19 protein-coding genes are annotated in these 22,160 nt (G+C 68.0%); 3 read left to right on the top strand and 16 right to left on the bottom strand.

What is annotated here, in order from left to right:
* Window positions 1-290: 290 nt before the first annotated feature.
* From NUG20_RS18720 to NUG20_RS18730, 3 genes are read right to left on the bottom strand one after another with little or no spacing between them, the layout of a single operon-like run.
* Window positions 291-1,337, bottom strand: coding sequence for a FecR family protein (locus NUG20_RS18720; RefSeq protein WP_263395916.1), 1,047 nt, complete (start codon window positions 1,335-1,337; stop codon window positions 291-293).
* On the bottom strand, window positions 1,337-1,873 hold the full coding sequence (locus tag NUG20_RS18725; RefSeq protein ID WP_263395917.1) for an RNA polymerase sigma factor: 537 nt from the start codon (window positions 1,871-1,873) through the stop codon (window positions 1,337-1,339). The genes NUG20_RS18720 and NUG20_RS18725 overlap by 1 nt, the downstream gene beginning before the upstream one ends.
* A complete protein-coding gene (locus NUG20_RS18730) occupies window positions 1,870-2,547 on the bottom strand; it encodes an STN domain-containing protein (RefSeq protein WP_263395918.1) in 678 nt (225 codons plus the stop codon). The genes NUG20_RS18725 and NUG20_RS18730 overlap by 4 nt, the downstream gene beginning before the upstream one ends.
* 156 nt (window positions 2,548-2,703) lie before the next feature.
* Here NUG20_RS18730 and NUG20_RS18735 point away from each other — a divergent pair, with 156 nt between their 5' ends.
* Entirely contained in the window at window positions 2,704-3,096 is a 393-nt protein-coding gene (locus tag NUG20_RS18735) for a hypothetical protein (RefSeq protein ID WP_263395919.1), read from the top strand.
* Between the two features lie 50 nt (window positions 3,097-3,146).
* On the opposite strand, the gene NUG20_RS18740 is transcribed toward NUG20_RS18735, so the two are convergent.
* The 3 genes from NUG20_RS18740 to NUG20_RS18750 all read right to left on the bottom strand — a co-directional run bounded on the left by NUG20_RS18740 (window position 3,147) and on the right by NUG20_RS18750 (window position 7,245).
* Window positions 3,147-3,599 carry an energy transducer TonB gene (locus NUG20_RS18740; protein WP_263395920.1) on the bottom strand — a complete coding sequence of 151 codons (453 nt, stop codon included), beginning with the start codon at window positions 3,597-3,599 and terminating at the stop codon, window positions 3,147-3,149.
* 200 nt (window positions 3,600-3,799) lie between these two features.
* Window positions 3,800-4,972, bottom strand: a complete 1,173-nt coding sequence (locus tag NUG20_RS18745; RefSeq protein ID WP_263395921.1) for a tyrosine-protein phosphatase — start codon at window positions 4,970-4,972, stop codon at window positions 3,800-3,802.
* An 11-nt stretch (window positions 4,973-4,983) separates the two neighbouring features.
* Complete coding sequence (locus NUG20_RS18750; protein WP_263395922.1) at window positions 4,984-7,245, bottom strand: TonB-dependent receptor; 2,262 nt, start codon at window positions 7,243-7,245, stop codon at window positions 4,984-4,986.
* Between the two features lie 125 nt (window positions 7,246-7,370).
* Between NUG20_RS18750 and NUG20_RS18755 the strand changes: the two genes are divergently transcribed.
* Window positions 7,371-7,988: a TetR/AcrR family transcriptional regulator gene (locus tag NUG20_RS18755; RefSeq protein ID WP_263395923.1), complete on the top strand. Its 618-nt coding sequence runs from the start codon at window positions 7,371-7,373 to the stop codon at window positions 7,986-7,988.
* Window positions 7,989-8,352: 364 nt separating this feature from the next.
* Window positions 8,353-9,576: an NnrS family protein gene (locus NUG20_RS18760; protein ID WP_191825160.1), complete on the top strand. Its 1,224-nt coding sequence runs from the start codon at window positions 8,353-8,355 to the stop codon at window positions 9,574-9,576.
* Window positions 9,577-9,669: 93 nt separating this feature from the next.
* Here NUG20_RS18760 and NUG20_RS18765 read toward each other — a convergent pair whose 3' ends face one another.
* From NUG20_RS18765 to NUG20_RS18810, 10 genes are all read right to left on the bottom strand, one after another.
* Complete coding sequence (locus NUG20_RS18765; protein ID WP_225209861.1) at window positions 9,670-10,497, bottom strand: cyclic nucleotide-binding domain-containing protein; 828 nt, start codon at window positions 10,495-10,497, stop codon at window positions 9,670-9,672.
* The gene (locus tag NUG20_RS18770; RefSeq protein ID WP_191825158.1) at window positions 10,494-10,742 is read right to left on the bottom strand and encodes a hypothetical protein; all 249 of its coding nucleotides are present in this window, start codon (window positions 10,740-10,742) and stop codon (window positions 10,494-10,496) included. Before NUG20_RS18770 ends, NUG20_RS18765 begins: the two co-directional genes overlap by 4 nt.
* Window positions 10,743-10,948: 206 nt before the next feature.
* Window positions 10,949-11,695: a helix-turn-helix domain-containing protein gene (locus tag NUG20_RS18775; RefSeq protein ID WP_263395924.1), complete on the bottom strand. Its 747-nt coding sequence runs from the start codon at window positions 11,693-11,695 to the stop codon at window positions 10,949-10,951.
* Between the two features lie 55 nt (window positions 11,696-11,750).
* Entirely contained in the window at window positions 11,751-12,953 is a 1,203-nt protein-coding gene (locus NUG20_RS18780) for a coproporphyrinogen III oxidase (RefSeq protein WP_191825156.1), read from the bottom strand.
* A gap of 208 nt (window positions 12,954-13,161) precedes the next feature.
* Window positions 13,162-14,484 (bottom strand): MFS transporter, encoded by a 1,323-nt coding sequence (locus tag NUG20_RS18785; protein ID WP_191825155.1) that lies wholly within the window; start codon window positions 14,482-14,484, stop codon window positions 13,162-13,164.
* An 86-nt stretch (window positions 14,485-14,570) separates the two neighbouring features.
* Window positions 14,571-15,479, bottom strand: a complete 909-nt coding sequence (locus NUG20_RS18790; protein WP_191825154.1) for a peptidylprolyl isomerase — start codon at window positions 15,477-15,479, stop codon at window positions 14,571-14,573.
* A 2-nt stretch (window positions 15,480-15,481) separates the two neighbouring features.
* Window positions 15,482-16,186 carry a respiratory nitrate reductase subunit gamma gene (narI, locus tag NUG20_RS18795; protein ID WP_191825153.1) on the bottom strand — a complete coding sequence of 235 codons (705 nt, stop codon included), beginning with the start codon at window positions 16,184-16,186 and terminating at the stop codon, window positions 15,482-15,484.
* Complete coding sequence (gene narJ, locus NUG20_RS18800) at window positions 16,183-16,866, bottom strand: nitrate reductase molybdenum cofactor assembly chaperone (protein ID WP_191825152.1); 684 nt, start codon at window positions 16,864-16,866, stop codon at window positions 16,183-16,185. The genes narI and narJ overlap by 4 nt, the downstream gene beginning before the upstream one ends.
* Window positions 16,863-18,410, bottom strand: a complete 1,548-nt coding sequence (gene narH / locus NUG20_RS18805; RefSeq protein WP_191825151.1) for a nitrate reductase subunit beta — start codon at window positions 18,408-18,410, stop codon at window positions 16,863-16,865. The genes narJ and narH overlap by 4 nt, the downstream gene beginning before the upstream one ends.
* The gene (locus NUG20_RS18810; protein ID WP_191825150.1) at window positions 18,410-22,150 is read right to left on the bottom strand and encodes a nitrate reductase subunit alpha; all 3,741 of its coding nucleotides are present in this window, start codon (window positions 22,148-22,150) and stop codon (window positions 18,410-18,412) included. The genes narH and NUG20_RS18810 overlap by 1 nt, the downstream gene beginning before the upstream one ends.
* Window positions 22,151-22,160 lie beyond the last annotated feature (10 nt).

The following is a 22,160-nucleotide window of genomic DNA, read 5'->3' on the forward strand; positions in this document are numbered from 1 at the left end:
TGGACGAGCGCTTTCGATCCATGCCGATCATGGCCGCGCATCGCGGGCCACGATCGTCGCAATGCACCGCGTTGCGCTCGTTACGAGGGATAAGACCGGCGCTTGCGGCGCGGACTGAACCGCTGCAACAAAAATTTCATGAGCGCCGCGAAACAGCCGCAAATCGCCTGGCGCGTTTCATGCCGATGTCATGTGGACGCGCTACAACACGCGCGCCCGACGCGCCTGCGGCATCCGCGGCACGCGGCGACCGCTCCCCTGCGATCGTCCGGCACCGCCTGAAGACCGCCTCAGCTCATCACGACCACGCCGCCCGGCATCGACAGGATCCTTGCGCCATAGGCATCGCGCACCAGGTCGACGAAGGTGTCCAGGCGATCGAGCGGGATCCGCGCCTGCACCAGCCGCTCGGCCAGGGCGCCGTTGGTCACCACGATCCGGCCGCTGCGATGGCGATTGATCTCGTCCACGACCGCCGCCAGCGGCTCGTTATTGAAGATCAGCAGGCCGTGCCGCCAACCGTCGATGCGCTCGGCATCGACCTGCGCCACCGATGCGATCCGGTCCGGCGCCAACCGCGCCTGCCAGGCCGGCTGCAGCACCACGTTGCGTCCGTTGCGGCTGACCCGCGCCTCGCCCTGCAGGCAGGTCACGCGGATGTCCTCGTCCACGCAACGCACGTTGATGCGCGAGCCGGGCGCGGCGATGACCTCGGCTCCCGCGACCAGGATCGACACACCTGCCGCCGCGGCGCGCGGCAATTCGAACTGCGCTTCGCCTTCCAGCAGTTCCATAGCGACCGATCGGCCTGCGCCGGACTGGCGCTTGAGCGCGGTCCGGGTGGCCATCGCGATGCTCAATCCCTGCACATCGAATTGGACGCTTTCGCCGGTGGCGGTGCGGTAGTCGGCCGACAGTTCCTGCCAGTCCGGCCATAGACCTAACGGCGACTTGACGACCATCCAGCCCGTGGCGGCCGCCACCGCGCCGCCGAGGAACGCGCGACGTCCCATGCGCCGCTCGCGCCCATGCCCGCGCCCGGCGCTGACGCACGGACGTGGCGCAAGCGGCGTGGCGACAGTGCCGGGCGCCGGAGCGGCGTCGGCACGCTCGCGCTCGGCAACCACCGCCAGCCGGTGCGCCGGCTCCAGCGCCCGCCACACCTGCCGGACTTCGGCAAAGGCGCGCGCATGCAGCGGATCGGCCTGGCGCCAACGGCGGAACGCCTCCGCATCGTCCGCGGTGACGCGACCGGACGTCAGCCGCAGCAGCCAGTGCTGCGCCTGCTCCCTGACGGACGCACCGATGTGCATCGGTTCTGTGGTCTTCATATTCATCAGGACGGTTTTCCCGCGCCCGGACCGAACCGCTGCACGACTTGCCGGTCCAGGCGCATCGCGCAGTGCTGCAGCGCCTTCTTCAGTTCCTTGCCGATCATCCGCAGCGACACGCCATGTTGCTGGGCGATGAGGTCCAACGGCCGCTGTTCGATCCGCGCCGCCACCAGGATCGCGCGCTGCCGCGGACTGAGTTCCTGCAGCGCCTGCGCGAGCAGCAGCAGTTCCGACTGGCCGAAGGCGACCACCGCCGGATCGATGCCGCCGGTGTCCTCGTCCATCAGCGCCTCGATTTCTTCGCCGGTCAGCACCCGCGCCTGGCTGGCGCGCTGGTCCGAGGCGACGTTCACCGCCATCCGGAACAGGTAGGCGACCGGATTGCGCTGCGGTTGGGTGGCAGCGCCCATGCGCTCCACCCGCAGCCAGGTTTCCTGCAACGCGTCCAGCGCCAGATCGTCCGAGCCCAACCGCCGCCTCAGGCGCTTGCGGAAGGCCTCGTAGTTGTCGAGGAACAGGCTGCGCAGGCCGGCGCTCATCGCGAGCGCTTGCACGGTGGCGTGGACGTGTCCGATTCCGGCAGCAACAACAGCATCACCGGTTGCGGCACCTCGCTCGGCAGGCCGCGCAGCGGCAAGCCGGCCAGGCGCCGCACGATCTCCGCATCGCGTTGCGCATCGCCGCTGGATTCGAACAGTTCCGGCTGCCGGATCCGGTCGCGCTCGTCCAGCCAGAAGCGCACCCCGGCGCGATAACGCCCCGGGCGCGCCAGCGTCGACGCGCACAAGGCCTGTTCCAGCGAGCGCTGGATGACGCGCGCGCTGCCCGCGCGCGCAGCCGCGCTTCCTGCCCCCGTCGCGGGCGCCGCATACGTGTTTTCGGTGCCGGGCGAGACGGTGCCAGTCGCCACCAGCGTGAACGCCCCGTCCTCTACGTACCTGGGCGCGAGCCCTGTGCCGACCAACATCAACTGCAGTGCCTCCCTCTGCCGATAGCGTCCCGCGACCGGCGACGACTCCAGCCCGACCAGCAGGCGCGAATCGATCAGCACGGCCAATCCGGTCGTCTCCCCGAACGCCTGCAACGCATCGGCTAAGGGCTGCGAAGGAATGTCGAACGCGCGCACCGCCTCCACGCGCGCCTGCGCGCTGTCGCCCGATCGAGGCGTGTCCGCGAACGCTGGCGGCGGATGCAGCCAGGCGAGCGCCAACACGGCGAGCGAACACCACCTGCCCCTGGATGATCCGAACGCATGCCACGGCGTGTGGCTACCGATGGCGTCGCGTCCAGGTGTCATCAAACTGCATGCAAGACGCGCCACCATCGCAACGCGGAATCCATCACACTAATCGGGCTCGATTTCAATCCAGTGACAGCCATGCCCCGACCTCGAACGTCGCGTCCCCGCCTGTCCATCCTGCCGATCGCCCTGGCGCTGTTTGCGGCCGATGCGCACGCGACCGATCCGCAACCGCCGGATGCCGACGACGCAGCACTGCATTGCATCGAAGTCGAAGTGAACGGCGAACGCATCCCGGACTACGACTGCTTCAGCCAGATGCTCGCCGGCCAAGACACAACTGCCGACGTCCGGCCCGCCGCCATGACCGCATCCGAGCGCATCGCCCGGCGCCCGCCGGCCGCACTGGGACTGGCGGATCGCGCCGCCACCAGCCAGCGGATGGGCAACGCCTTCGGCAAGTCCACCACGCCGCAACGGCCGCCGCCGCCCGCGCCACGCCCGGTCGTCCCCAACCGTTGAAGCGGCGAAGGAGCGGCTGCACGAAAATGGAACCTCGCGCGGCCGGCGCCTCAGTGCTGCGAGCCAGGCGGCGCGTCATCCGGATTCGCGCGCAGCGACAGTCCCAGCACCAGCGGTTGCCGCATATCGGCCGGCGGCGGCGCCGACAGCGGCTTGGCGGCCAACAGCGCGCGCAGATCGGCATCGGCCTGGGGGCTGCCGAGCGTCTGGAACTCGGCGCGCTCGATGCCGCCCTGCGCCGAGATCCAGATGCGCACCACCCACGGCCCGGCCTGTGCGGCCGCCACCTGCGGCTGCTCCAGCCACGCATGCAATCGCGTCACCAGTTCGCCGCCTCCGTCGCTGAGGCGGTGCTGCAATTCGCCGCTGGCGAGCGCGGCGTAGCGCGCCCAGTGCGCGGGCACAGGTGCCTGCACCGACGTTGCCGTCGCCCCGGCGCCAGCGGCCAGCATCGCGCCGCCCAAGGCGAAGCCGAATGTTTTTGCCAGCGATAGCGTGCGCAAGCGATACCGCCAGCCGGATCGACGGCTTCCCGTCTTGTCGTGTTGCATCTCTTCCGTCCTCGCAAAGTTTCGCCCGTGGTGCCGTACGCAAGCGTGGGCGCGGCGAAGCGGCCAACTGCGCCGCGCCCTTACGCTGCCGAACGCTACCGCCACCGCGATGAATGGCGGCGCTGGCAATGACGCCCAGGATGCCGCGTCCGCTAGCGGGCGGCGCGCCGTTCGCTTGCGGCCACCAGCGGCGCAGGCTCCAGGTAGATCGCCTGCAGGCGCTTGCGGTCTTCGCGGCTCACGCCCAGTTCCTTCTCGAAGTAGGCGTCGAGCGAGCCGTAGTCGTTGCGGATCTGGTCGAACGCGGCCGCGATCAGCGAGGCGTCGGTTCCCGACAACACCTTCAGCGCTTCCGGCGGCAGCTTGCCCATCGCTTCCATCGTCGCGCTGTGCGGCCCGTCGGCCTTGGGCGCGCCCTTGGCCTTGGACGCGGCATGCTTGGCCTTGCGTGCGGCTTCCTGCTTCGGATAGACCAGCGCGCTCAGCGCGTAGTCGGCGCTGACCGTGTCCGGGGCCACGCCCAGCGCGGTGAGCACCAGCGCGCCCAGCACGCCGGTGCGGTCCTTGCCGGCGCTGCAGTTGAACAGCAGGCCGTTGCCTTCCTGCAGGTCGGCGAAGGCCTGCTTGAACTGCGCCGCGTACATCTTGGGCATCGTCCGGTAGAAACTGCCGAACACGCGTAGCGCGGCCATTTCCGGGTTGGCCGACGGCGTGGAGAACGCCTTGGCGAAGGCGCCCGGGTCGAAATCCAGCTTGTAATCCAGGCTGTAGTAGTCGCCACCTTGGGTGATGCGCTGCGCATCGGTCGGCTCGACCTTTCGCTCTTCCTGCGAACGCAGGTCGCAGATGGTCTTGATGCCGAGCTTCTGCAGGTAGGCGTAGTCGGCATCGGTCAGGTCGCTCATCACGCCGGAACGGTAGAGCCTGCCCCACTTGACGCTGCGGCCATCGGTGGTGCGGTAGCCGCCGAGGTCGCGGAAATTGACTCCGCCTTCCAGCGGCAGCACGCGTTCGGCGACGACTTCCTTGTGGCCCTCGTTGTCGTCGACCAGCACGTACGGACGCGTGCCGGCGGCATGTTCGAGTTCCACGCGGCCGGTGGCGCCGGGCGCATCGTCGATCCGCTTGGCGTTGCCGGAGACCTTGCCCTGGGCATCGCTGAGCACGAGGTCGAGTTTTTCGCCGGCGGCCAGCGCGCCGGTCCAGACCACGGCGATCCTAGTCGGCGAAACGCGCTCGACGGCGATGTCGGTCGGCAGCTGCGCCTGCGCGTCGAACGCGAGGGCGGCAATGGCGATGGCCAACAGTGGCTTGCTGTTCTTCATGTGATGGTTCCTCAGAAGCGGATGGCGACGTCGAGCCCGAAGGTGCGCGGGTCGTTGAAGATGCCGTAGGTGCCCAGGCTGGCGGTATTGCTGGTGTAGAACAGGTGCTCCTCGTCCAGCAGGTTGCGCGACCACAGCGAGAACTCCGCCGTGGCCCCGCTGCTGCCCAGCGGCACGTCGATCAGGGCCACGCGCGCGTTGACCACGAAGGAGCTGTCGGTGAGGGTCTGCTCGACCTCGCTGGTGTAGTAGCCGTCGGACCAGTTGCCGTCGAGGTGGAACTTCAGCGCCGAAGCGCCCAGCGGCACCAGGTAGTCGATGCCGACGCTACCGGCGTTTTCCGGTGCGTACAGCGGCAGCACGGTGACCAGCGGGTTGCCGGCCACGTACGGATTTGGCGCGCTCAGCGGGTCGGCCTTGGTGTAGGCGTAGTCCACGCTCAGGGTCAGGCCATCCAGCGGCATGATGCTGAACTCCAGTTCCGCACCCTTGGACTTGCCGTCGGTGCTGGCATTGGTGGTATCGGACACGGTACGGGTCTGGCCCGGCGCCAGCGGCAGGAAGAAGTCCATCTGCCGGTCCTTGACCGTGGCGGAGAACAGCGCCAGGTTCAACCGCGCGCGGTCGTCCCAGAACTGGGTCTTGGCGCCGAGTTCGATCGCTTCGACCTCTTCCGGCGCGAACGCGCGATAGCTGATCGAACGCGAGTTGGCGCCGCCGGCCTTGAAGCCGGTGCTCCACTTGGCATAGACCATCGTGTCGTCGCCGAGATCGTAGGCCACGTTGAGCATCGGGTCGAAGCGGCTCCACGAGCCTTCGAATGCCAGGTTGGACGCCGCCCCGTTCAAGGTGTGCAGCCGCCCTTCCTTGTCGTCCTTGGTCCAGCGCCCGCCGGCGGTCAGGTGCAGGTTTTCGATCGAGGCCGGCGTCCAGGTGGCCTGGCCGAAGACGCCGAGGCTGTCGGCCTTGGCCTTGCTGGCGCGGTCGATGCGCACCTTGCCCAGGTCCAGCGGCTGGTTGATCGTGGTGTAGGCGCTGCCGTCGGCGTTCCAGCGCAGGGTGTTCGGGGTCTGCGCGTTGTCGCCCACGGTCTCGTGGTAGTAGAACGCGCCGGCGACGTATTCCACCTGCGCGGTGTTGCCGATCAGCTGGAATTCCTGGCTGTACTGGTGCTGGTAGAACTTGGCCAGGCTGTAGCGGCCGAACTCGCCGTTCGGCGCGAACGAGGAGATCGCATCGTTCAGGCCGTTGTCGAACTGGCCCTGCTCAAGCTGTCGGTACGAGCTGATCGACTTCAGCTGCAGATCGTCCGACAGCGTCCAGGTCAGGTTCAACAGGTGGCCATCGGTCTTGCCGACGTTCTCTTCCTGCGGCACGCCGATGATGGCCGCGTCGCGCCGATCGCGCTGCGCGCCGGCGCTCAGCAGCGGGCCACGCCGCGCGCTGCCGCCGCCCAGGTACTGCGCATGGTAGGGCGTGGTCGCGTCGTAGGAATGATCGAGCGCGTACAGGGCCTCGAAGCTGTCGCTCGGCTGCCACAGCGCGCTGAGGCGGGCGCCGCGCTTGTCGTAGCCGTTGAAATCCTCCTGGCCGCGCATCGGATTGTCGGTGGTGCCGCCGCGATGCGCCTGCACCGCGTCGATCTTGAAGCTGACGTCGCCCACGCGCGGCAGATCCAGGTGCATGCCGCTGCTGTAGCCGTCGTAATTGGAGACGCCGACGTTGGCCCTCAGCCCGAACTCGCCGGTCGGCGCCTTGGTCACGATGCTGATGGCGCCGCCTTCGGTGTTGCGGCCGAACAGCGTGCCTTGCGGCCCCTTCAGCACCTCGATGCGTTCCACGTCGTACAGCGCGGTCCCCAGTCCCTGGGCGCGGCCGAGGAATACCCCGTCGACGTACACGCCCACGCCCTGGTCGCGCGCCGGCTGGTTGGCATCGCCGCTGGCGCCGATGCCGCGGATGCCGATGTTCAGCGCCGAGCTGCGGGTGGCGAACGGCGCGATACGCAGCGAGGGAATCGAACCGTCGGCCAGGCTGCCGAGGGAAATCGCGCTGCGATCCTTCAGTTCCTCGTCGTTGAGCACCGACACCGAGATCGGCGTTTCCTGCAGGTTGGTCACGCGCTTCTGCGCGCTCACCACGACCTGGTCGAGCGTGACCGGATCGGACGCCTGCCGGGTCGCGGTTTCCTGCGGGGCTTCCTGCGCGAACACCGGCCCGGCGACCAACGCGGCCAGCGCCAGGGCGACGGCGCGGGAAAGAGGATGACGCATCGTGGTGGTTCCTGAAGGGGGTGGGAATAGCCGGCAATCTTGCGAGCCGCCGTTGACAGTTGAATGACCGTTCAACGCACTTCCCTGGGCTACCATCGGCGTCACTCCCACGTGCGAGCGAATCCATGCCTTCATTCGCCAGCAGCGACGCCGCTTCGGAAAACGACTACGCCAGACAGAAGCGCCAGCGCATCCTCGACGCCGCGCGCGAGTGCTTCATCGAAGACGGTTTCGAGGCCGCGTCGATGGCCAAGATCGCAGCGCGCGCGGGCCTGAGTACCGGCCTGCCCTACCACTACTTCCAGAACAAACGCGCGATCGTATTGGCGCTGATCGAGCAGCACCTGGAGGAAAGTCGCCAGGGCCTGGCGCGGATCCAGGCCGCGGACGACCTGGCCGACACGCTGCAATCGGCCTTCGAACTGTGGCGCAGCCGCAAGGTCAGCGCGTTCCATGTCGGCCTGCAGAGCGAGATCACCGCGCTGGGCATGCGCGATGTCCACGTCGCGCGCGACCTGCAGCGCAACGGCCGGGACATGCGCCAGATGGTCGTGGGCTGGCTGCAGCAGCGCGACGCCAAGCAGGGACGAAGCCGTGCTGCGGACCAACTGGAGCTGGCCGCGGCCATGATCCAGTGCTTTTCCGACGGCCTGGCCCTGATGGCTGCGCGCGAGCCGGACTTCGACCCGGCCCTGGTCGAAGCCCTGCTGCAGCGCGTGGTGCCACTGGCGCTGGAAGGCTGAGACAGAGCCGCGCAACGAAGTCGGGCCACGTCAAACGCAGCCCTCACGTCTGCTCCAGTGTTCTTCGTGCGCCCCGGCCGCCAAGCAGATTTGCGTGATCGGCTGGCAGGCTCGGCAGGAGATCGTGCAGCACCGTAACCAGGCGTCCGTGGGACCGCTTGTTGGTGGCCCACCAGCAACCGAATTAACCCTACAAGCCATTGTAAGAATTAAAAATTCATCAGGAAGGCCCACCACTTTGACTCGCAATTTGACTCACTAACGACGCAGTCGCGAGCGCCTCCTACCGGACGCCGCCAGGTATCGCGGCGGCGCCTGACCAAGGTCAAGGACACGCACGGGTCGCGACCGGAAACTAGCGGCCATGCCTAACCTACCCGCGTCCCATGAGCATCCTTCTCCGGCCATGCTGGCGCGCGCGCCGCATCGACTGCTGTTCTTCGTCGGCGCAGGCAACCTGTTGCTGCTGATGGCTTGGTGGGCCCTATGGCTGGCCGGCCTGCACGGCGGCTGGGCGCTGCCGCAACCGCCGTTGCCGGCCGGTTGGCTGCATGCATTGGCGATGCAGTACCTGGTGCTGCCCAGTTTCGTTTTCGGCTTCCTGCTGACCGTGTTCCCGCGCTGGATGGGACTGCCGGAACTGCCGCGCCGACACTATGTGCCGATCGGCGCCGGGCTGTTCGGCGGACAGGCGGCGCTGCTGCTGGCGATGCTGGGCTGGGCGCCGGGCCTGTGGTTGGGACTGGCGCTGGCCATCGCCGGCTGGAGCGGTGCGCTGGTCGTGCTGGGCGGGCTGCTGAAGGCCGAGCGCGGCCGCACCTGGCACGCATACTCGTGCTACGCGGCGTTGCTGCTGGGCTGGCTGGGCCTGCTGGCGTTCGCGGGCGTGGCCGCCGGCGAGAGCAGGCTGATGGCCGCCAACATCGCGTTGGGCAGCTTCGGCCTGCTGCTGCCGCTGTACCTGAGCGTCGCCCATCGCATGTTCCCGTTCTTCGCCGGCAACGCGGTGCCGGGTTACGTGGCGTGGCGCCCACTGTGGTGGCTGGCTGCGATGTGGGCAACGCTGCTCGCGCACCTGGCGCTGGCCCTGGCCGGCGCCGACGCCTGGCTATGGCTGGCCGACGCGCCTGCGCTCGCGCTCGCCGCGTACGCGCTATGGCGCTGGTGGCCGCGCGGCTGCATGCCCGGTCTGCTGGCCGCGCTGTTCATCGGCATGGCCTGGTTGCCGGTCACCTACGCGCTATACGTGGTCCAGAGCGTGGGCTGTCTGCTCACCGGGCAGTTGTTGCTGGGCCGTGGGCCGATCCACGCCTTGTCCATCGGCCTGTTCGGCAGCCTGCTGGTGGCGATGGTGACGCGGGTGACGCAGGGCCATTCCGGCCGCCCGCTGACGATGCCGCCGGTGGCCTGGTTCGCGTTCGCCGCGATCCAGGGTGTGGCCACGATGCGGGTCGTCGCCGAACTGACACCGGACCCGTTGCGCTGGCAGGTGGCGGCCGCCGTCGGCTGGCTGCTGGCGCTGGCTCCCTGGGTAGCCCGGATCGGCCGCATCTACCTGAGTCCGCGCCCCGACGGCAAGGGCGGCTGAGCGCACCATCGCGGGCGGGACGCGCCACTGGCATGCTTCGCAAATCCCACGTCGCCAAAGGCCAACCGGCGCTCCATGGCACACTATGGCGCGTCAGGCCGGCAGCAGTGCGCCACCCATCTGATGCAACGCCGCCAGGTCGAGCAGTTGCAGCTCGCGCCTGCTCACCTCGATCAGCCGCCGCAACTGCAAGCGCCGGAATGTGCGGCTCACGGTTTCCGGAGTGAGCCGCAGGTAGTTGGCGATGTCCGTGCGCGGCATTCCCAGGTGCAGCCGCTGCGCGGACAGCCCGCGCCGTTGCGCATGCTGCGACAGCAGCATGAGGAAGGCGGCCAGGCGCTGGTCTGCCTCGTAGCGCCCGATCAGCAGGCGGGTACTCCGATCGAGGCGGCGGCTGAGCAGGTCCAACAGGTTGCGCTGCAGGCCGGGAACGGTCTCGGTCAACCGCGTGACCGTGGCCAGCGGCAGGCGGCACAGCGATGTGGCCTCGAGCACGCGCGCGCTGCAGCCGTGGCGTTCGGCGTGGATGGCGTCCAGCCCGATCACGTCTCCGGGCATCGCGAAACCGAGGATCTGTTCCTCGCTCGACGGCGCGCCGACGACCAGCTTGACCGTGCCGCTGCGCACCACCAGCAACGCCAACATCGGATCGCCTTCGTGGAACAGGCACGCGCCCGCCGGGTACGGGCCGCTGTGCACGACGTGCAGGTGCATGTCGTGCACACGCTGCTCGTGACCACGCGCCAGGCAGAGCGCGCCGACATCGCAGATCAGGCATTGCCGCATGGCGCTGCCGTTGCGGTTGGGACAGATCGGCAGCCGGCGCGGTACCGGCGGGTGGAGTGCGCTCGTGTGCCTAGGTGGTGACGCAACCGACGTGGCGGTGGCGCGCGCGGATGCAGCGTGCCGCCGCGCGTTCATCCGCCACAGCACCCGCAGCAGCCGCCACCGTCCGCTGGCGCATCGCCATCGGCGACCAGTTCGGGCTTCGCGCCGAAGCTGCCGAGCACCGCCAGCACCTCGTGCGCCGGCAGCGAGGTCACGATGTCGAGCTGGCCGCTGGCCCGATCGATGCTGAGTTCGGCGCCAGGATCGGTGGTTCGCAACGCGGCCTGCATCAGTGCGATACGTTCCGCCGTCAGCGGCGTTTCGGAATGGATGGACATGGCGGTCTCTCGTGCATGCACCGTCGCGCCGCGCAACTGCGGTCGCATCCGGGACACCGACACTGTAGGCCGCGGTACGCGGCACCGCCTTGACCGCAGTCAAGCGGACCGGGGCTCACATTCGTGCATTGCAGGAGCGCACAGGACAGCGCATGCGGCACGTGTCGCTGGCCGCGCCGCGAGCGACGCGATCTAGGAGCATCCGGCTACGGGCTCCCCCCGCCGGATGCGAACGCCTCCAGCCGCGCCGGATCGCGCAACACCACTTCGCGCTGCTTGATCGCGATGATGCCGTCGTCGCCGAGCCGGCGCAGCACGCGGCTGACCGTTTCCGGCGCCATGCGCAGGTAGTTGGCGATCTCGGTGCACGCCATGGTCAGGTTGAAACGCGTGGCCGAGAAGCCCCGCTGCGCGTAGCGCCGCGACAGGTCGAGCAGGAATGCGGCCATGCGCTCTTCGGTGCGGTAGTCGGCGGCCAGCATCGACGCCTTGCCGATCTCCGCGCTGAGCAGGCTGAACAGCTTGGCCTGCAGGCCGGGCATGCGCGAGGCCAGCAGGGTCATCTTGGGAAAGGAGAACTGGCACAGCAGCACCGTGTCCAGCGCCACAGCGTTGCAGGGAAAGCGCGAGGAATGGATCGCGTTGAGCCCGATCACTTCGCCCGGCAGGCTGAAGCCCAGTACCTGCTCGTTGCCGTTGCTGTCGTTGACGAAGGTCTTGACCATGCCGGCCCGGACCGCGGCGATGGCGCGGAATTCCTCGCCGGTGCGGAAGATGTAGTCGCCGGCATGGAACGGGCCGACATGATCCACCAGCACATGCAGTTCGGAAAGCATCGACTTGTCGTAGCCCTGCGAGATGCAGGCATCGGAGAACGCGCAGGTCGAGCAGAAGCGCAGCTCGTCGCCATCGCTCGACGCGGCCGGATTGAGCGGGGGAGCGGACGACGTCATCGGCCGCACCTGGACACGCGAACGGGGCTGCCGCAATGCGGCGACGGGTTACCGGCTAGGGAGCCGACGCTGGATGCTGAAAACATGCGGCAACGATACGCCATAGCAGCGCGCCGGTGAATGACAGCGACAGCACCTGGTCGTTCCAGCTGACCAGCCCCTGCTCCTCCAGCGGTCGCAGCCGCGCCAGCGCCAGCGCGAATTCGTCGTGGAACGGCATGGCATCGGTGCGTTGCGTCGCCCGCGCATCCAGCCGGTAGTCGCAGGCCAGCGACTGCATGATCTCCGCGCGCATGGCCTCGTCCTGCGACTGCACCAGCCCGCGCTCGATGCCCAGCCGCCCGGCGGCGACGGCCGCGCACCAGCGCGCCGGATCGCCGATCGCCTGGCAGAACACCTCGCCCAGCTGGCTCTCCGCCCCCGCACCGATGCCGATCAGGTCGGTGCGCTCGGCGCGCACCGTTCCGGTCAGGTCGCAATACTGCGCACGGCTGCCGCGGCGCCAGGGCGGGCTGGACGCCACGGCGAAGGTGTCCGCCCCGGCAGGCGCATAGCCGGCCTCGCCGAGCCGTTGCACCGCATCGGCCAGCAGGCGCGGCAGCGTGGGACCGACCGCCGCCAGCCAGGCCAGTCCCACCCGATCCGGTCGCCACGACAATACCTCCTCCAGCCGCAAGGCATCCGGGTATCCGGCCAGCACGTGACCGGTGGCGGCAAAGCCGGCGCCGGCGATTGCCTCGCGCGCGGCCAGCCGCGACGCCGCGGACGCGGTGCCGTCGTCGAGCAGTACCCCGCGGGTACAGCCCGCGGCCACCAGCGAACGCGCCGCCACCGAATTGCCTGGCCGCAACAGCACGGCCACGTCCGCGCGTGCGACCGTGCGCAGCGACTGCGGGATCGCATTGAGCAAGCGCGCCACGCCGCCGCAGCCGATCAGCTCGGGCAAGCCTTCGCCCAGCACGATGTACAGCACTTCGCGATCCTCGTCGAACAGCGCCGCGCTCCGCGCCAGCGCGCGCAACAGGCAGTGCAGGTACTCGCCCGGCGCGATCGGCGACCCGCCCCGCGGAGCGCCGAAGCACAACGTCAGCGAGCGCGGGATCAGGTGGTCGTTGCCGACCCGCACCGTCTTGGCGAAATCGGCATCGCCGAAGCCGCAGACGTAGTGCGCGCAAGGCGGATGCAACGGCCAGTGCGGTGCTGCAGGCAGGTAGCGTGCCAGAGCAGCCCGGTCGATCGCGAACGGGGAGCATTCCATGCCGGACACGTTAGCGGCCACTTGCCAGCCAGGCCCTGATCAAGATCAAGTCGGCGCTCGAACGCGACGATCGCGATCGGGTGGCGACCGTGCGCCGGGGCGAGCGGTGTTGCGAATGGCTGCGCCGACGTCTCGGATGCGCAGCAGACCGAGCGGCTCGCCCCGCAACCGTGGGCGCCGTCCTGTCTCAGGCGTCGCTGCAGGCGGTTCAGGCCAGAGGTGCGTTCGCTGCGGCGGCGGCCTCGGCGATCTCCGGCAGGTCGGTCTGCGCGCGCAGGCCGGGATGCTGGCGATGCTCCATGCGCCGGACCGCGAAGTGCATCCACGCCAGGGCGATGCTCACCAGCACGAACAACAGCATGAAACAGCTGGTCCACACCCCGATCAGGTCGTTCATCGCACCGAAGGCGATTGGCAGCACGAAGCCCCCCAACCCGCCGATCATGCCGACCACGCCGCCGACCGCGCCGACGTGCTGCGGGTAGTAGGCCGGAATGTGCTTGAACACCGCGGCCTTGCCCAGCGACATGAAGAAGCCGAGCACGAACACCAGCACGGTGAATGGGACCACGCCAACCGCCAGGTGGAAGGCGATGTCGCCGTCGATGCCCTTGATCACGTAACGGGTATCCGGGTACGCCAGCAGGAAGGTGCACACTACCGATACGCTCAGCGTCCAGTACATCACCCGGCGCGCGCCATAGCGGTCCGACAGCAGGCCGCCAGCGATGCGGAACAGGCTCGCCGGGATCGAATAGCAGGCCGCGACCAGGCCGGCCTGGCGGATGTCCATGCCGTAGGCGCCGATCAGGTAGCGCGGCAACCACAACGCCAACGCCACGAACGCGCCGAACACGAAGAAGTAGTAGAGCGAGAAGCGCCACACCTGCAGCTTCGCCAGCGGCCGCATCTGCTCGCGGAACGACATCGGCTTGACGCCCGAGCGCTTGCGTTCGGCCTGCGAGGGATCTTCCTGGGTGCACAGGTAGAAGATCACCGCCATCACCGCCAGCGCCACGGCCCATACCTTCGCCACCGTGGTCCAGCCGGCCGCCACCATCAGCATTGGCGCCAGAAGCTTGGTCACGGCCGCACCGATGTTGCCGGCGCCGAATACGCCCAGCGCGGTGCCCTGCTTCGCCGCCGGGAACCACTTGGAGACGTAGGCGACGCCGACCGAGAACGCGCCGCCGGCGATGCCGACGAACAGCGCCGCCAACAGGAACTGCGGGTAGCTGCGCGCATAGGTCAGCAGCCAGGTGGACGCCGCCGCGCACAACATCACCGCGGTCAGCAGGCGTCGGCCGCCGATCTGGTCGGTCAGCACGCCCAGGTTCACCCGGATCAGCGAACCGCTCAGTACCGGCGTGGCGATGAGCAGGCCGAACTGGGTGTCGTTGAGTCCCAGTTGCTGCTTGATCTGGATGCCGACGATCGAGAAGATCATCCATACCGCGAAGCACGTGGTGAAGGCGAAGGTACTGAGCCACAAGGCGCGCTGCTGGGCAGCGGAGGGAAGGACGGCGTTCATCGCATGGTCTGCATTCGTAGTGAAAGGCACAGGCGCGCCTGCCTGCATCTTGGGCGGTTGGAGGGATGGCGGGAGGCCATGCCGGCTCAGGCCTCCGCTTCCGCCTCGATGGCATCCAGGCCGCTCACCCCGTAGTGTTCCTGCAACAGCTGCAGGTAGCGTTGCAGATCGCGTTGCCGCGACTGCAGTTCGAGGTAGTCGGCGATCCGCCGATGCACCTGCTCGAAGGTCTGCGGCAGGCCCGGCTCGATGTCGTCGACGACGACGACGTGATAGCCCCAGCGCGATTCCATCGGGAACCCGGCCAGGCCCTGGCGCAGGCGGAACAGTTGGCGGTCGAACTCCGGCGTGGTCTGCCCGCGCTGCAGCCAGCCCAGCTCGCCGCCCTGCTCGCGCGATGGGCAGTCGGAATGGCGCATGGCGAAATCGGCGAACAACTCCGGGCGCTGCTGCAGTTCGACAATCAGGCTCTCGCCGCGGCGGCGCGCCTCGTGGCGCCCGCCCACATCGTCGGCCGGCGCCGCGAACAGGATATGTCTGGCCTTGACCCGGTCCGGCGAGCGGAAGCGCTCGGCGTTCTGCGCGTAGTACCGCGCGCAGGCCTGCTCGTCCGGCACCCGCTGCTCGATCTCGCCCTCGAGCAGCATGCGTATCGTGGCCTCCTCGGCTGATTCGCGCCCGTCGGCAGGCAGTTGCGCCGCCAATCCCAGGCGCTCGCACTCGCGGCGCAGCAGTTCGCGCACCACCAGCGCGCGCGCCGCGGCCGCGCGCGACACCTGCGGCCGCATCGCGCGGTGGAACTGCATCTCCTGCGCGATATCCGCCTCGCTGATCGGCGTGTCGCCGACGAACAGCAGGCACGGCGCCGGCGCGCCCAGCGTGCGCGGGCCAGCATCCGCATCGTCGTGGTGCGCGTGCGCCTCCTCCGCCACCGGCTGCTGCGAATCGATCACGGTGAGCGGCAGGCGCCGCGGCACGGACAAGGTGGCGGCCATGTTCAGCGCCTCCTGTCGTAGTTCAGCGGCGCCTGACGCCGCCGCACCACCTGGTACGGACGCCACAGGTAGCTCAGCGGAATGCTCCAGACGTGCACCAGGCGGGTGAACGGGGCGATCAGGAACAGGGTCATCCCCAGAAACACGTGGGTCTTGTACACCCAGGAAACGTCGCTGATGTAGTCGGCCGCGCCCCAGCGGAAAGTGACGATGTGCTGCGCCCATTCGCCGAGCCGGATCATCACTGCGCCGTCCATGTGTTGCGTCGAGTAGCCGATACTGATCATGCCCAGCACCAACTGTGCGAACAGCAGCACCAGTACCAGCGTATCGCCGAAGGTACCGGTGGCGCGCACGCGCGGATTGGTCAGCCGGCGCACCAGCAAGATGGCGATGCCGACGAAGCAGAGCGCGCCGAACACGCCGCCGACGACCATCGCCAGCAATTGCTTCTGCGGAGCAGTGATGAAGTGCTCGTACAGCGCGTGTGGCGTCAACAATCCGACCAGGTGTCCGCCCAGGATCGCCAGCACGCCGACATGGAAGCAGTTGCTGCCGATGCGCATGCCGCGGTCGGACAGCAGTTGGCTGGAGCCGGTGCGCCAGGTGTACATGGACTTGTCGAAGCGCACCCAGCTGCCGACGAAGAACACCGCCAGCGCGATGTACGGATAGATCTGGAATGCGAACTGATGCAAGTGGTTCATGGCTTCACCTCGTTGATGGCCTGGATGCCTGCGACGGGCCGCGGGACCGGCTTGCAGTCTTCGCCCGGCGCCTGCGCGCCGAAGCGCACCGCTTCTTCTTCCCACAACCGGTCCATCGCCTCGGGCGAGTCGTCGCGCGCCTCGCCGCTGGCACGTTTGCGCAGCAGCGCCAGGTTCACTTCGCCATCGGCGTATTCCAGCAGCAACTCGAACAGCAGCGCGTAGCCGCTCTCGCGCTCGGCGGCGCGCGCCGCCAGCAGGCCGACGATATGGCCGACATGGCCCAGCCAGTCGCGCGCCTCCGCGTCGGGCCGCTGGTCCAAGTATTCCAGCAGCAGCGGCAGGTAGTCCGGCAGCTCCCGCGCGGACAGCTCGAAACCGTTGCTGCGGTAGGCTTCGATCAGGTCGACCATCGCCTGGCCGCGATCGCGGGACTCGCCGTGGATGTGCTCGAACAGCAGCAGGCTCATCGCCCGGCCGCGGTCGAACATGGACAGCCAGCGGTCCTGGACCGCGAGCGGGTCCTCGGCCAGCAGCTCCTGCACGAAGCCGCACAGCGCGGCGCGGCGCGGCGCCGACAAGGCCGGATCGTCGGCCGCCTGCAGCAGTTCCTCGCCGTGTTGCCAGAGAGCGTCCTGCGGATAATCCATCAGCACGCCGATCAGCTTGAGCAGGCTCATCGCACCACCTCCTCGGTTCCGCGCCGATTGGGCGACGGCACCGTGTGGCCGGTGGGCTTGCGGTTGCCGAACAGGTCCGCCGCGCTGTCGCCATTGCAGCCATTGCCGAAGGTGAAGCCGCAACCGCCGCGCTCGCCGAAGGCGTCGTTGGCGTACTCGCGATGTGCGGTGGGGATCACGAAGCGGTCCTCGTAGTTGGCGATCGCCAGGTACCGGTACATCGACTCGGCCTGCGCCACGCTGAGTCCGGCCTGCTGCAGCACCGCGAGGTCTTCCACGCCGTCCACGTTCTTGGCGCGGCGCCACGCGCGCATCGCCATCAACCGCTCCAGCGCGCGCACCACCGGCGCCTCGTCGCCGGCCGACAGCAGGTTGGCCAGATAGCGCACCGGAATGCGCAGCGATGCGATGTCCGGCAGCTCGCCGTTCATGCCGATGTGGCCGCGCTCGGCCGCCGACTGGATCGGCGACAGCGGCGGCACGTACCACACCATCGGCAGCGTGCGGTATTCCGGATGCAGCGGCAGCGCCAGCTTCCAGTCGATCGCCAGTTTGTACACCGGCGAGGCCTTGGCCGCCTGCAGCCAGCTATCCGGGATGCCCTCGGCGCGTGCGGCGGCGATCACCTGCGGGTCTTCCGGGTCCAGGAAGATGTCCAGGTGCGCCTGGTACAGATCCTTTTCGGCCGGCACCGCGGCGGCGCTCTGGATGCGGTCGGCGTCGTACAGCATCACCCCCAGGTAGCGGATGCGGCCGACGCAGGTTTCCGAACACACGGTCGGTTCGCCCATCTCGATGCGTGGGTAGCAGAAGATGCACTTCTCCGACTTGCCGCTCTTCCAGTTGTAGTAGATCTTCTTGTATGGGCAGGCCGACACGCACATGCGCCAGCCGCGGCACTTGTCCTGGTCGATCAGCACGATGCCGTCCTCCTCGCGCTTGTAGATCGCGCCCGATGGACACGCCGACACGCAGGCAGGATTCAGGCAGTGTTCGCACAGCCTCGGCAGGTACATCATGAAGGTCTTCTCGAACGCGCCGTAGATCTCCTTCTGTACGTTGTCGAAATTGCGGTCCTTGGATCGCTTGGCGAACTCGGTGCCGAGGATTTCCTCCCAGTTCGGCCCCCACTCGATCTTCTCCATGCGCTGGCCGCTGATCAGCGAGCGCGGGCGCGCGGTGGGCTGGTGCTTGACGTCCGGGGCGGTATGCAGGTGCTGGTAGTCGAACTCGAACGGCTCGTAGTAGTCGTCGATCTGCGGAAGGTCGGGGTTGGCGAAGATCTTCGCCAGCATCCGGAAACGTCCGCCGGCGCGTGGGATCAGCTTGCCGGCGGCGGTCCGCACCCAGCCGCCGTTCCACTTGTCCTGGTTCTCCCATTCCTTGGGATAGCCCACGCCGGGCTTGGTTTCGACGTTGTTGAACCAGGCGTATTCCACGCCCTCGCGCGAGGTCCATACGTTCTTGCAGGTGATCGAGCAGGTATGGCAGCCGATGCACTTGTCCAGGTTCAACACCATCGCGATTTGCGCACGAACTTTCATCACGCCACCTCCCCTGCCGCGACCTTCGCGGATTCGCCATCCAGCCAATCGACCTTGTCCATCTTGCGCACCACCACGAACTCGTCGCGGTTGGTGCCACAGGTGCCGTAGTAGTTGAAGCCGTAGGACAGCTGCGCGTAGCCGCCGATCATGTGGGTGGGCTTGAGTACCACTCGTGTGACCGAGTTGTGGATGCCGCCGCGGGTGCCGGTGACCTCCGACCCGGGCGTGTTGATGATGCGTTCCTGCGCGTGGTACATCATCGCCATGCCGGACATCACCCGTTGGCTGACCACCGCGCGCGCGGCGATCGCGCCGTTGACGTTGAACAGCTCGATCCAGTCGTTGTCGACGATGCCGGCGCTGCGCGCGTCGTCCTCGCTGAGCCACACGATCGGGCCGCCGCGCGAGAGCGTCTGCATGATCAGGTTGTCGCTGTAGGTGCTGTGGATGCCCCACTTCTGGTGCGGGGTGATCCAGTTCAGCACGATCTCCTTGTTGCCGTTCGGCTTGCGCCCGAGCATCGGCGCGGCGGCCTTGGTGTCCACAGGCGGGCGATAGCCCATGAAGCCTTCGCCAAAGGCGATCATCCACTCGTGATCCTGGTAGAACTGCTGGCGCCCGGTCAGGGTGCGCCACGGGATCAGCTCGTGGACGTTGGTGTAGCCGGCGTTGTAGCTGACGTGGTCGTCCTCCAGCCCCGACCAGATCGGCGAGGAGATGATCTTGCGCGGCTGCGCCTGGATGTCGCGGAAGCGGATCGCCTCGTGCTCCTTGCCCACCGCAAGATGGGTGTGCTCGCGGCCGGTGAACTTGCCCAGCGATTCCCATGCCTTCACCGCGACGTGGCCATTGGTTTCCGGCGCCAGGTGCAGGATCACCTCGCAGGCGTCGATCGCCGACTCGATCGCCGGACGTCCGTGGCTGACGCCGTCCTCCAGCACGGTATGGTTGAGCTTGCCGAGGAAGGCCACCTCGTCGCGGGTATCCCAGTTCATGCCCTTGCCGCCGTTGCCGTGCTTGTCCAGCAGCGGGCCGAGCGAGGCGAACTTCTTGTACAGGTTCGGATAGTCACGCTCGACCACCGTCATCGACGGCATGGTTCTGCCCGGCACCGCCTCGCACTCGCCCCTGGTCCAGTCGGTCACGCCCATCGGCATCGCCAGTTCGTTGGGGGTGTCGTGCAGGATCGGCACCAGCACCAGGTCCTGCTCCACGCCCAGCACGCCGGGCGCCATCGCGCTCAGCGTCCTGGCCACGCCCTTGAAGATGTCCCAGTCGCTGCGCGATTCCCAGGCCGGGTCCACCGCCTTGGACAGCGGGTGGATGAACGGGTGCATGTCCGAGGTATTGAGATCGTCCTTCTCGTACCAGGTGGCGGTTGGCAGCACGATGTCCGAGTACAGCGCGGTCGTGCACATGCGGAAGTCCAGCGTCACCAGCAGGTCGAGCTTGCCCTCGGCCGGCGCGTCGTGCCACTTCACCTCGTCCGGCTTGCGCGCGCCCTCCTCGCCAAGGTCCTTGCCCTGCACGCCGTGGCGGGTGCCCAGGAAGTGACGGAGCATGTACTCGTGGCCCTTGCCGGAGGAACCGAGCAGGTTGGAGCGCCAGATGAACATCACCCGCGGGAAGTTCTGCGGCGAATCCGGATCGGCGTAGGCGAAATCCAACGTGCCATCCTTCAGCTTCGTCAGCGCGTACTCGGCCGGCGCCACGCCGGCGCGCTCGGCCTCGCGGGTCAGCTGCAACGGATTGCGGTCCAGCTGCGGCGCGCTCGGCAACCAACCCATGCGGATCGCGCGCAGGTTGAGGTCGGCGATGGTGCCGGTGAACTTGCTCGGGTCCGCCAGCGGCGACAGGATTTCCTTCACCTCCAGCTTCTCGTAGCGCCACTGGTCCGAATTGAAATAGAAGAACGAGGTCCCGTTCATGTGCCGCGGCGGACGACTCCAGTCCAGTCCGAACGCCAGCGGCTGCCAGCCGGTCTGCGGGCGCAGCTTCTCCTGACCGACGTAATGCGACCAGCCGCCGCCGGTCTGGCCGATGCAGCCGCACATGACCAGCATGTTGATCAGGCCGCGATAGTTCATGTCGTTGTGGTACCAGTGGTTCACCGCCGCACCGACGATGATCATGCTGCGCCCGCGGGTCTTGTCGGCGGTACGCGCGAATTCGCGCGCGATCTCGATCACGTCGGCACGCGGCACCCCGGTGATGCGTTCCTGCCAGGCCGGCGTACCGGGCACGTCCTCGTCAAAGCTGGTGGCCACGTTGCCGCCGCCGAAGCCGCGATCCACGCCGTACTGCGCCAGCAGCAGGTCGTACACCGTGGTCACCTCGATCGTGCCGTCGGCGCCTTGCAGGCGGCGCACCGGCACATTGCGTTCGAGCACGTCCTGGAACGTGGACGCTGTCCACGGTGCACTCTCGATGCCGCCGAAATACGGAAAGCTGACCGCCTCGATCGCCTCGTGATCGTCCTTCAGGCTCAGCCGCAAGCGGGTCGCAGCGCCGGCGCTGTCCTGCTGTTCGATGTTCCACTTGCCCTGCTCGCCCCAGCGGAAGCCGATCGAGCCTTTCGGCACCACGATGCGGCCGCTGGCTTCGTCCCACGCCAGCGTCTTCCATTCCGGGTTGTTGTCCTCGCCCAGGCCGCCCAGGTCGCTGGCGCGCAGGTAGCGCCCCGCCACCAGGCGTCCATCCGCGCGACGCTCCAGCCGCACCAGCAGCGGCATGTCCGAATACTGCCGGCAATAGTCGGTGAAGTACTGCGAGGGGCTGTCGACGTGGAACTCGCGCAGAATCACATGGCCGAACGCCATCGCCAGCGCCGCGTCGGTGCCCTGCTTGGGGTGCAGCCAGTGGTCGGTGAGCTTGGCCACTTCCGAGTAATCGGGCGTGACTGCCACGGTCTTGGTGCCGTTGTAGCGCGCCTCGGTGAAGAAGTGCGCGTCCGGGGTGCGCGTCTGCGGCACGTTCGAACCCCAGGCGATGATGTAGCGGCTGTTGTACCAATCGGCCGATTCCGGCACGTCGGTCTGCTCGCCCCAGACCTGCGGCGAGGCCGGCGGCAGGTCGCAGTACCAGTCGTAGAACGACAGGCAGGCGCCGCCCAGCAGCGACAGGTAACGCGCGCCGGCGGCATAGGACACCATCGACATCGCCGGGATCGGCGAGAAGCCGATCACCCGGTCCGGGCCGTACTCCTTGACCGTGTACAGATTGGACGCGGCGATGATCTCGTTGGCCTCGTCCCACTGCACGCGCACGAAGCCGCCCATGCCGCGCCGCGACTTGTACGCGATGGCCTTGGCCGGATCCTCGACGATGCTGGCCCACGCGTCCACGGGCGAGAGCGTCTTGCGCGCCTGCCGCCACATGCGCAGCAACGCGCCGCGCACCAGCGGGTACTTCAGCCGGTTGGCGCTGTACAGGTACCAGGAGTAGCTGGCGCCGCGCGGGCAGCCGCGCGGCTCGTGGTTGGGCAGGTCCGGGCGCGTGCGCGGGTAGTCAGTCTGCTGCGTCTCCCAGGTCACCAGCCCATTCTTGACGTAGATCTTCCAGCTGCACGAGCCGGTGCAGTTCACGCCGTGGGTGGACCGCACGATCTTGTCGTACTGCCAACGGGCGCGGTAACCGTTCTCCCACTCGCGGCTCTCGCTCTTGGTGACCCCGTGTCCGTCGGCGAAGCGCTCTGGCGCTCGCTTGAAGAACTGCAGCCGGTCCAGGAAATAACTCATCGTGCCTCTC

The sequence above is a fragment of the Xanthomonas sp. CFBP 8443 genome, assembly GCF_025666195.1.
Lineage (GTDB): Bacteria > Pseudomonadota > Gammaproteobacteria > Xanthomonadales > Xanthomonadaceae > Xanthomonas_A.

What these genes read in the sequence shown, in the direction of transcription:
- NUG20_RS18720 (WP_263395916.1), bottom strand. Translation starts at nt 1,337, where the DNA reads ATGAATATGAAGACCACAGAACCGATGCACATCGGTGCGTCCGTCAGG.
- NUG20_RS18725 (WP_263395917.1), bottom strand. Translation starts at nt 1,873, where the DNA reads ATGAGCGCCGGCCTGCGCAGCCTGTTCCTCGACAACTACGAGGCCTTC.
- NUG20_RS18745 (WP_263395921.1), bottom strand. Translation starts at nt 4,972, where the DNA reads ATGAAGAACAGCAAGCCACTGTTGGCCATCGCCATTGCCGCCCTCGCG.
- NUG20_RS18750 (WP_263395922.1), bottom strand. Translation starts at nt 7,245, where the DNA reads ATGCGTCATCCTCTTTCCCGCGCCGTCGCCCTGGCGCTGGCCGCGTTG.
- NUG20_RS18755 (WP_263395923.1), top strand. Translation starts at nt 7,371, where the DNA reads ATGCCTTCATTCGCCAGCAGCGACGCCGCTTCGGAAAACGACTACGCC.
- NUG20_RS18760 (WP_191825160.1), top strand. Translation starts at nt 8,353, where the DNA reads ATGCCTAACCTACCCGCGTCCCATGAGCATCCTTCTCCGGCCATGCTG.
- NUG20_RS18765 (WP_225209861.1), bottom strand. Translation starts at nt 10,497, where the DNA reads ATGAACGCGCGGCGGCACGCTGCATCCGCGCGCGCCACCGCCACGTCG.
- NUG20_RS18770 (WP_191825158.1), bottom strand. Translation starts at nt 10,742, where the DNA reads ATGTCCATCCATTCCGAAACGCCGCTGACGGCGGAACGTATCGCACTG.
- NUG20_RS18775 (WP_263395924.1), bottom strand. Translation starts at nt 11,695, where the DNA reads ATGACGTCGTCCGCTCCCCCGCTCAATCCGGCCGCGTCGAGCGATGGC.
- NUG20_RS18780 (WP_191825156.1), bottom strand. Translation starts at nt 12,953, where the DNA reads ATGGAATGCTCCCCGTTCGCGATCGACCGGGCTGCTCTGGCACGCTAC.
- NUG20_RS18785 (WP_191825155.1), bottom strand. Translation starts at nt 14,484, where the DNA reads ATGAACGCCGTCCTTCCCTCCGCTGCCCAGCAGCGCGCCTTGTGGCTC.
- NUG20_RS18790 (WP_191825154.1), bottom strand. Translation starts at nt 15,479, where the DNA reads ATGGCCGCCACCTTGTCCGTGCCGCGGCGCCTGCCGCTCACCGTGATC.
- narI (WP_191825153.1), bottom strand. Translation starts at nt 16,186, where the DNA reads ATGAACCACTTGCATCAGTTCGCATTCCAGATCTATCCGTACATCGCG.
- narJ (WP_191825152.1), bottom strand. Translation starts at nt 16,866, where the DNA reads ATGAGCCTGCTCAAGCTGATCGGCGTGCTGATGGATTATCCGCAGGAC.
- narH (WP_191825151.1), bottom strand. Translation starts at nt 18,410, where the DNA reads ATGAAAGTTCGTGCGCAAATCGCGATGGTGTTGAACCTGGACAAGTGC.
- NUG20_RS18810 (WP_191825150.1), bottom strand. Translation starts at nt 22,150, where the DNA reads ATGAGTTATTTCCTGGACCGGCTGCAGTTCTTCAAGCGAGCGCCAGAG.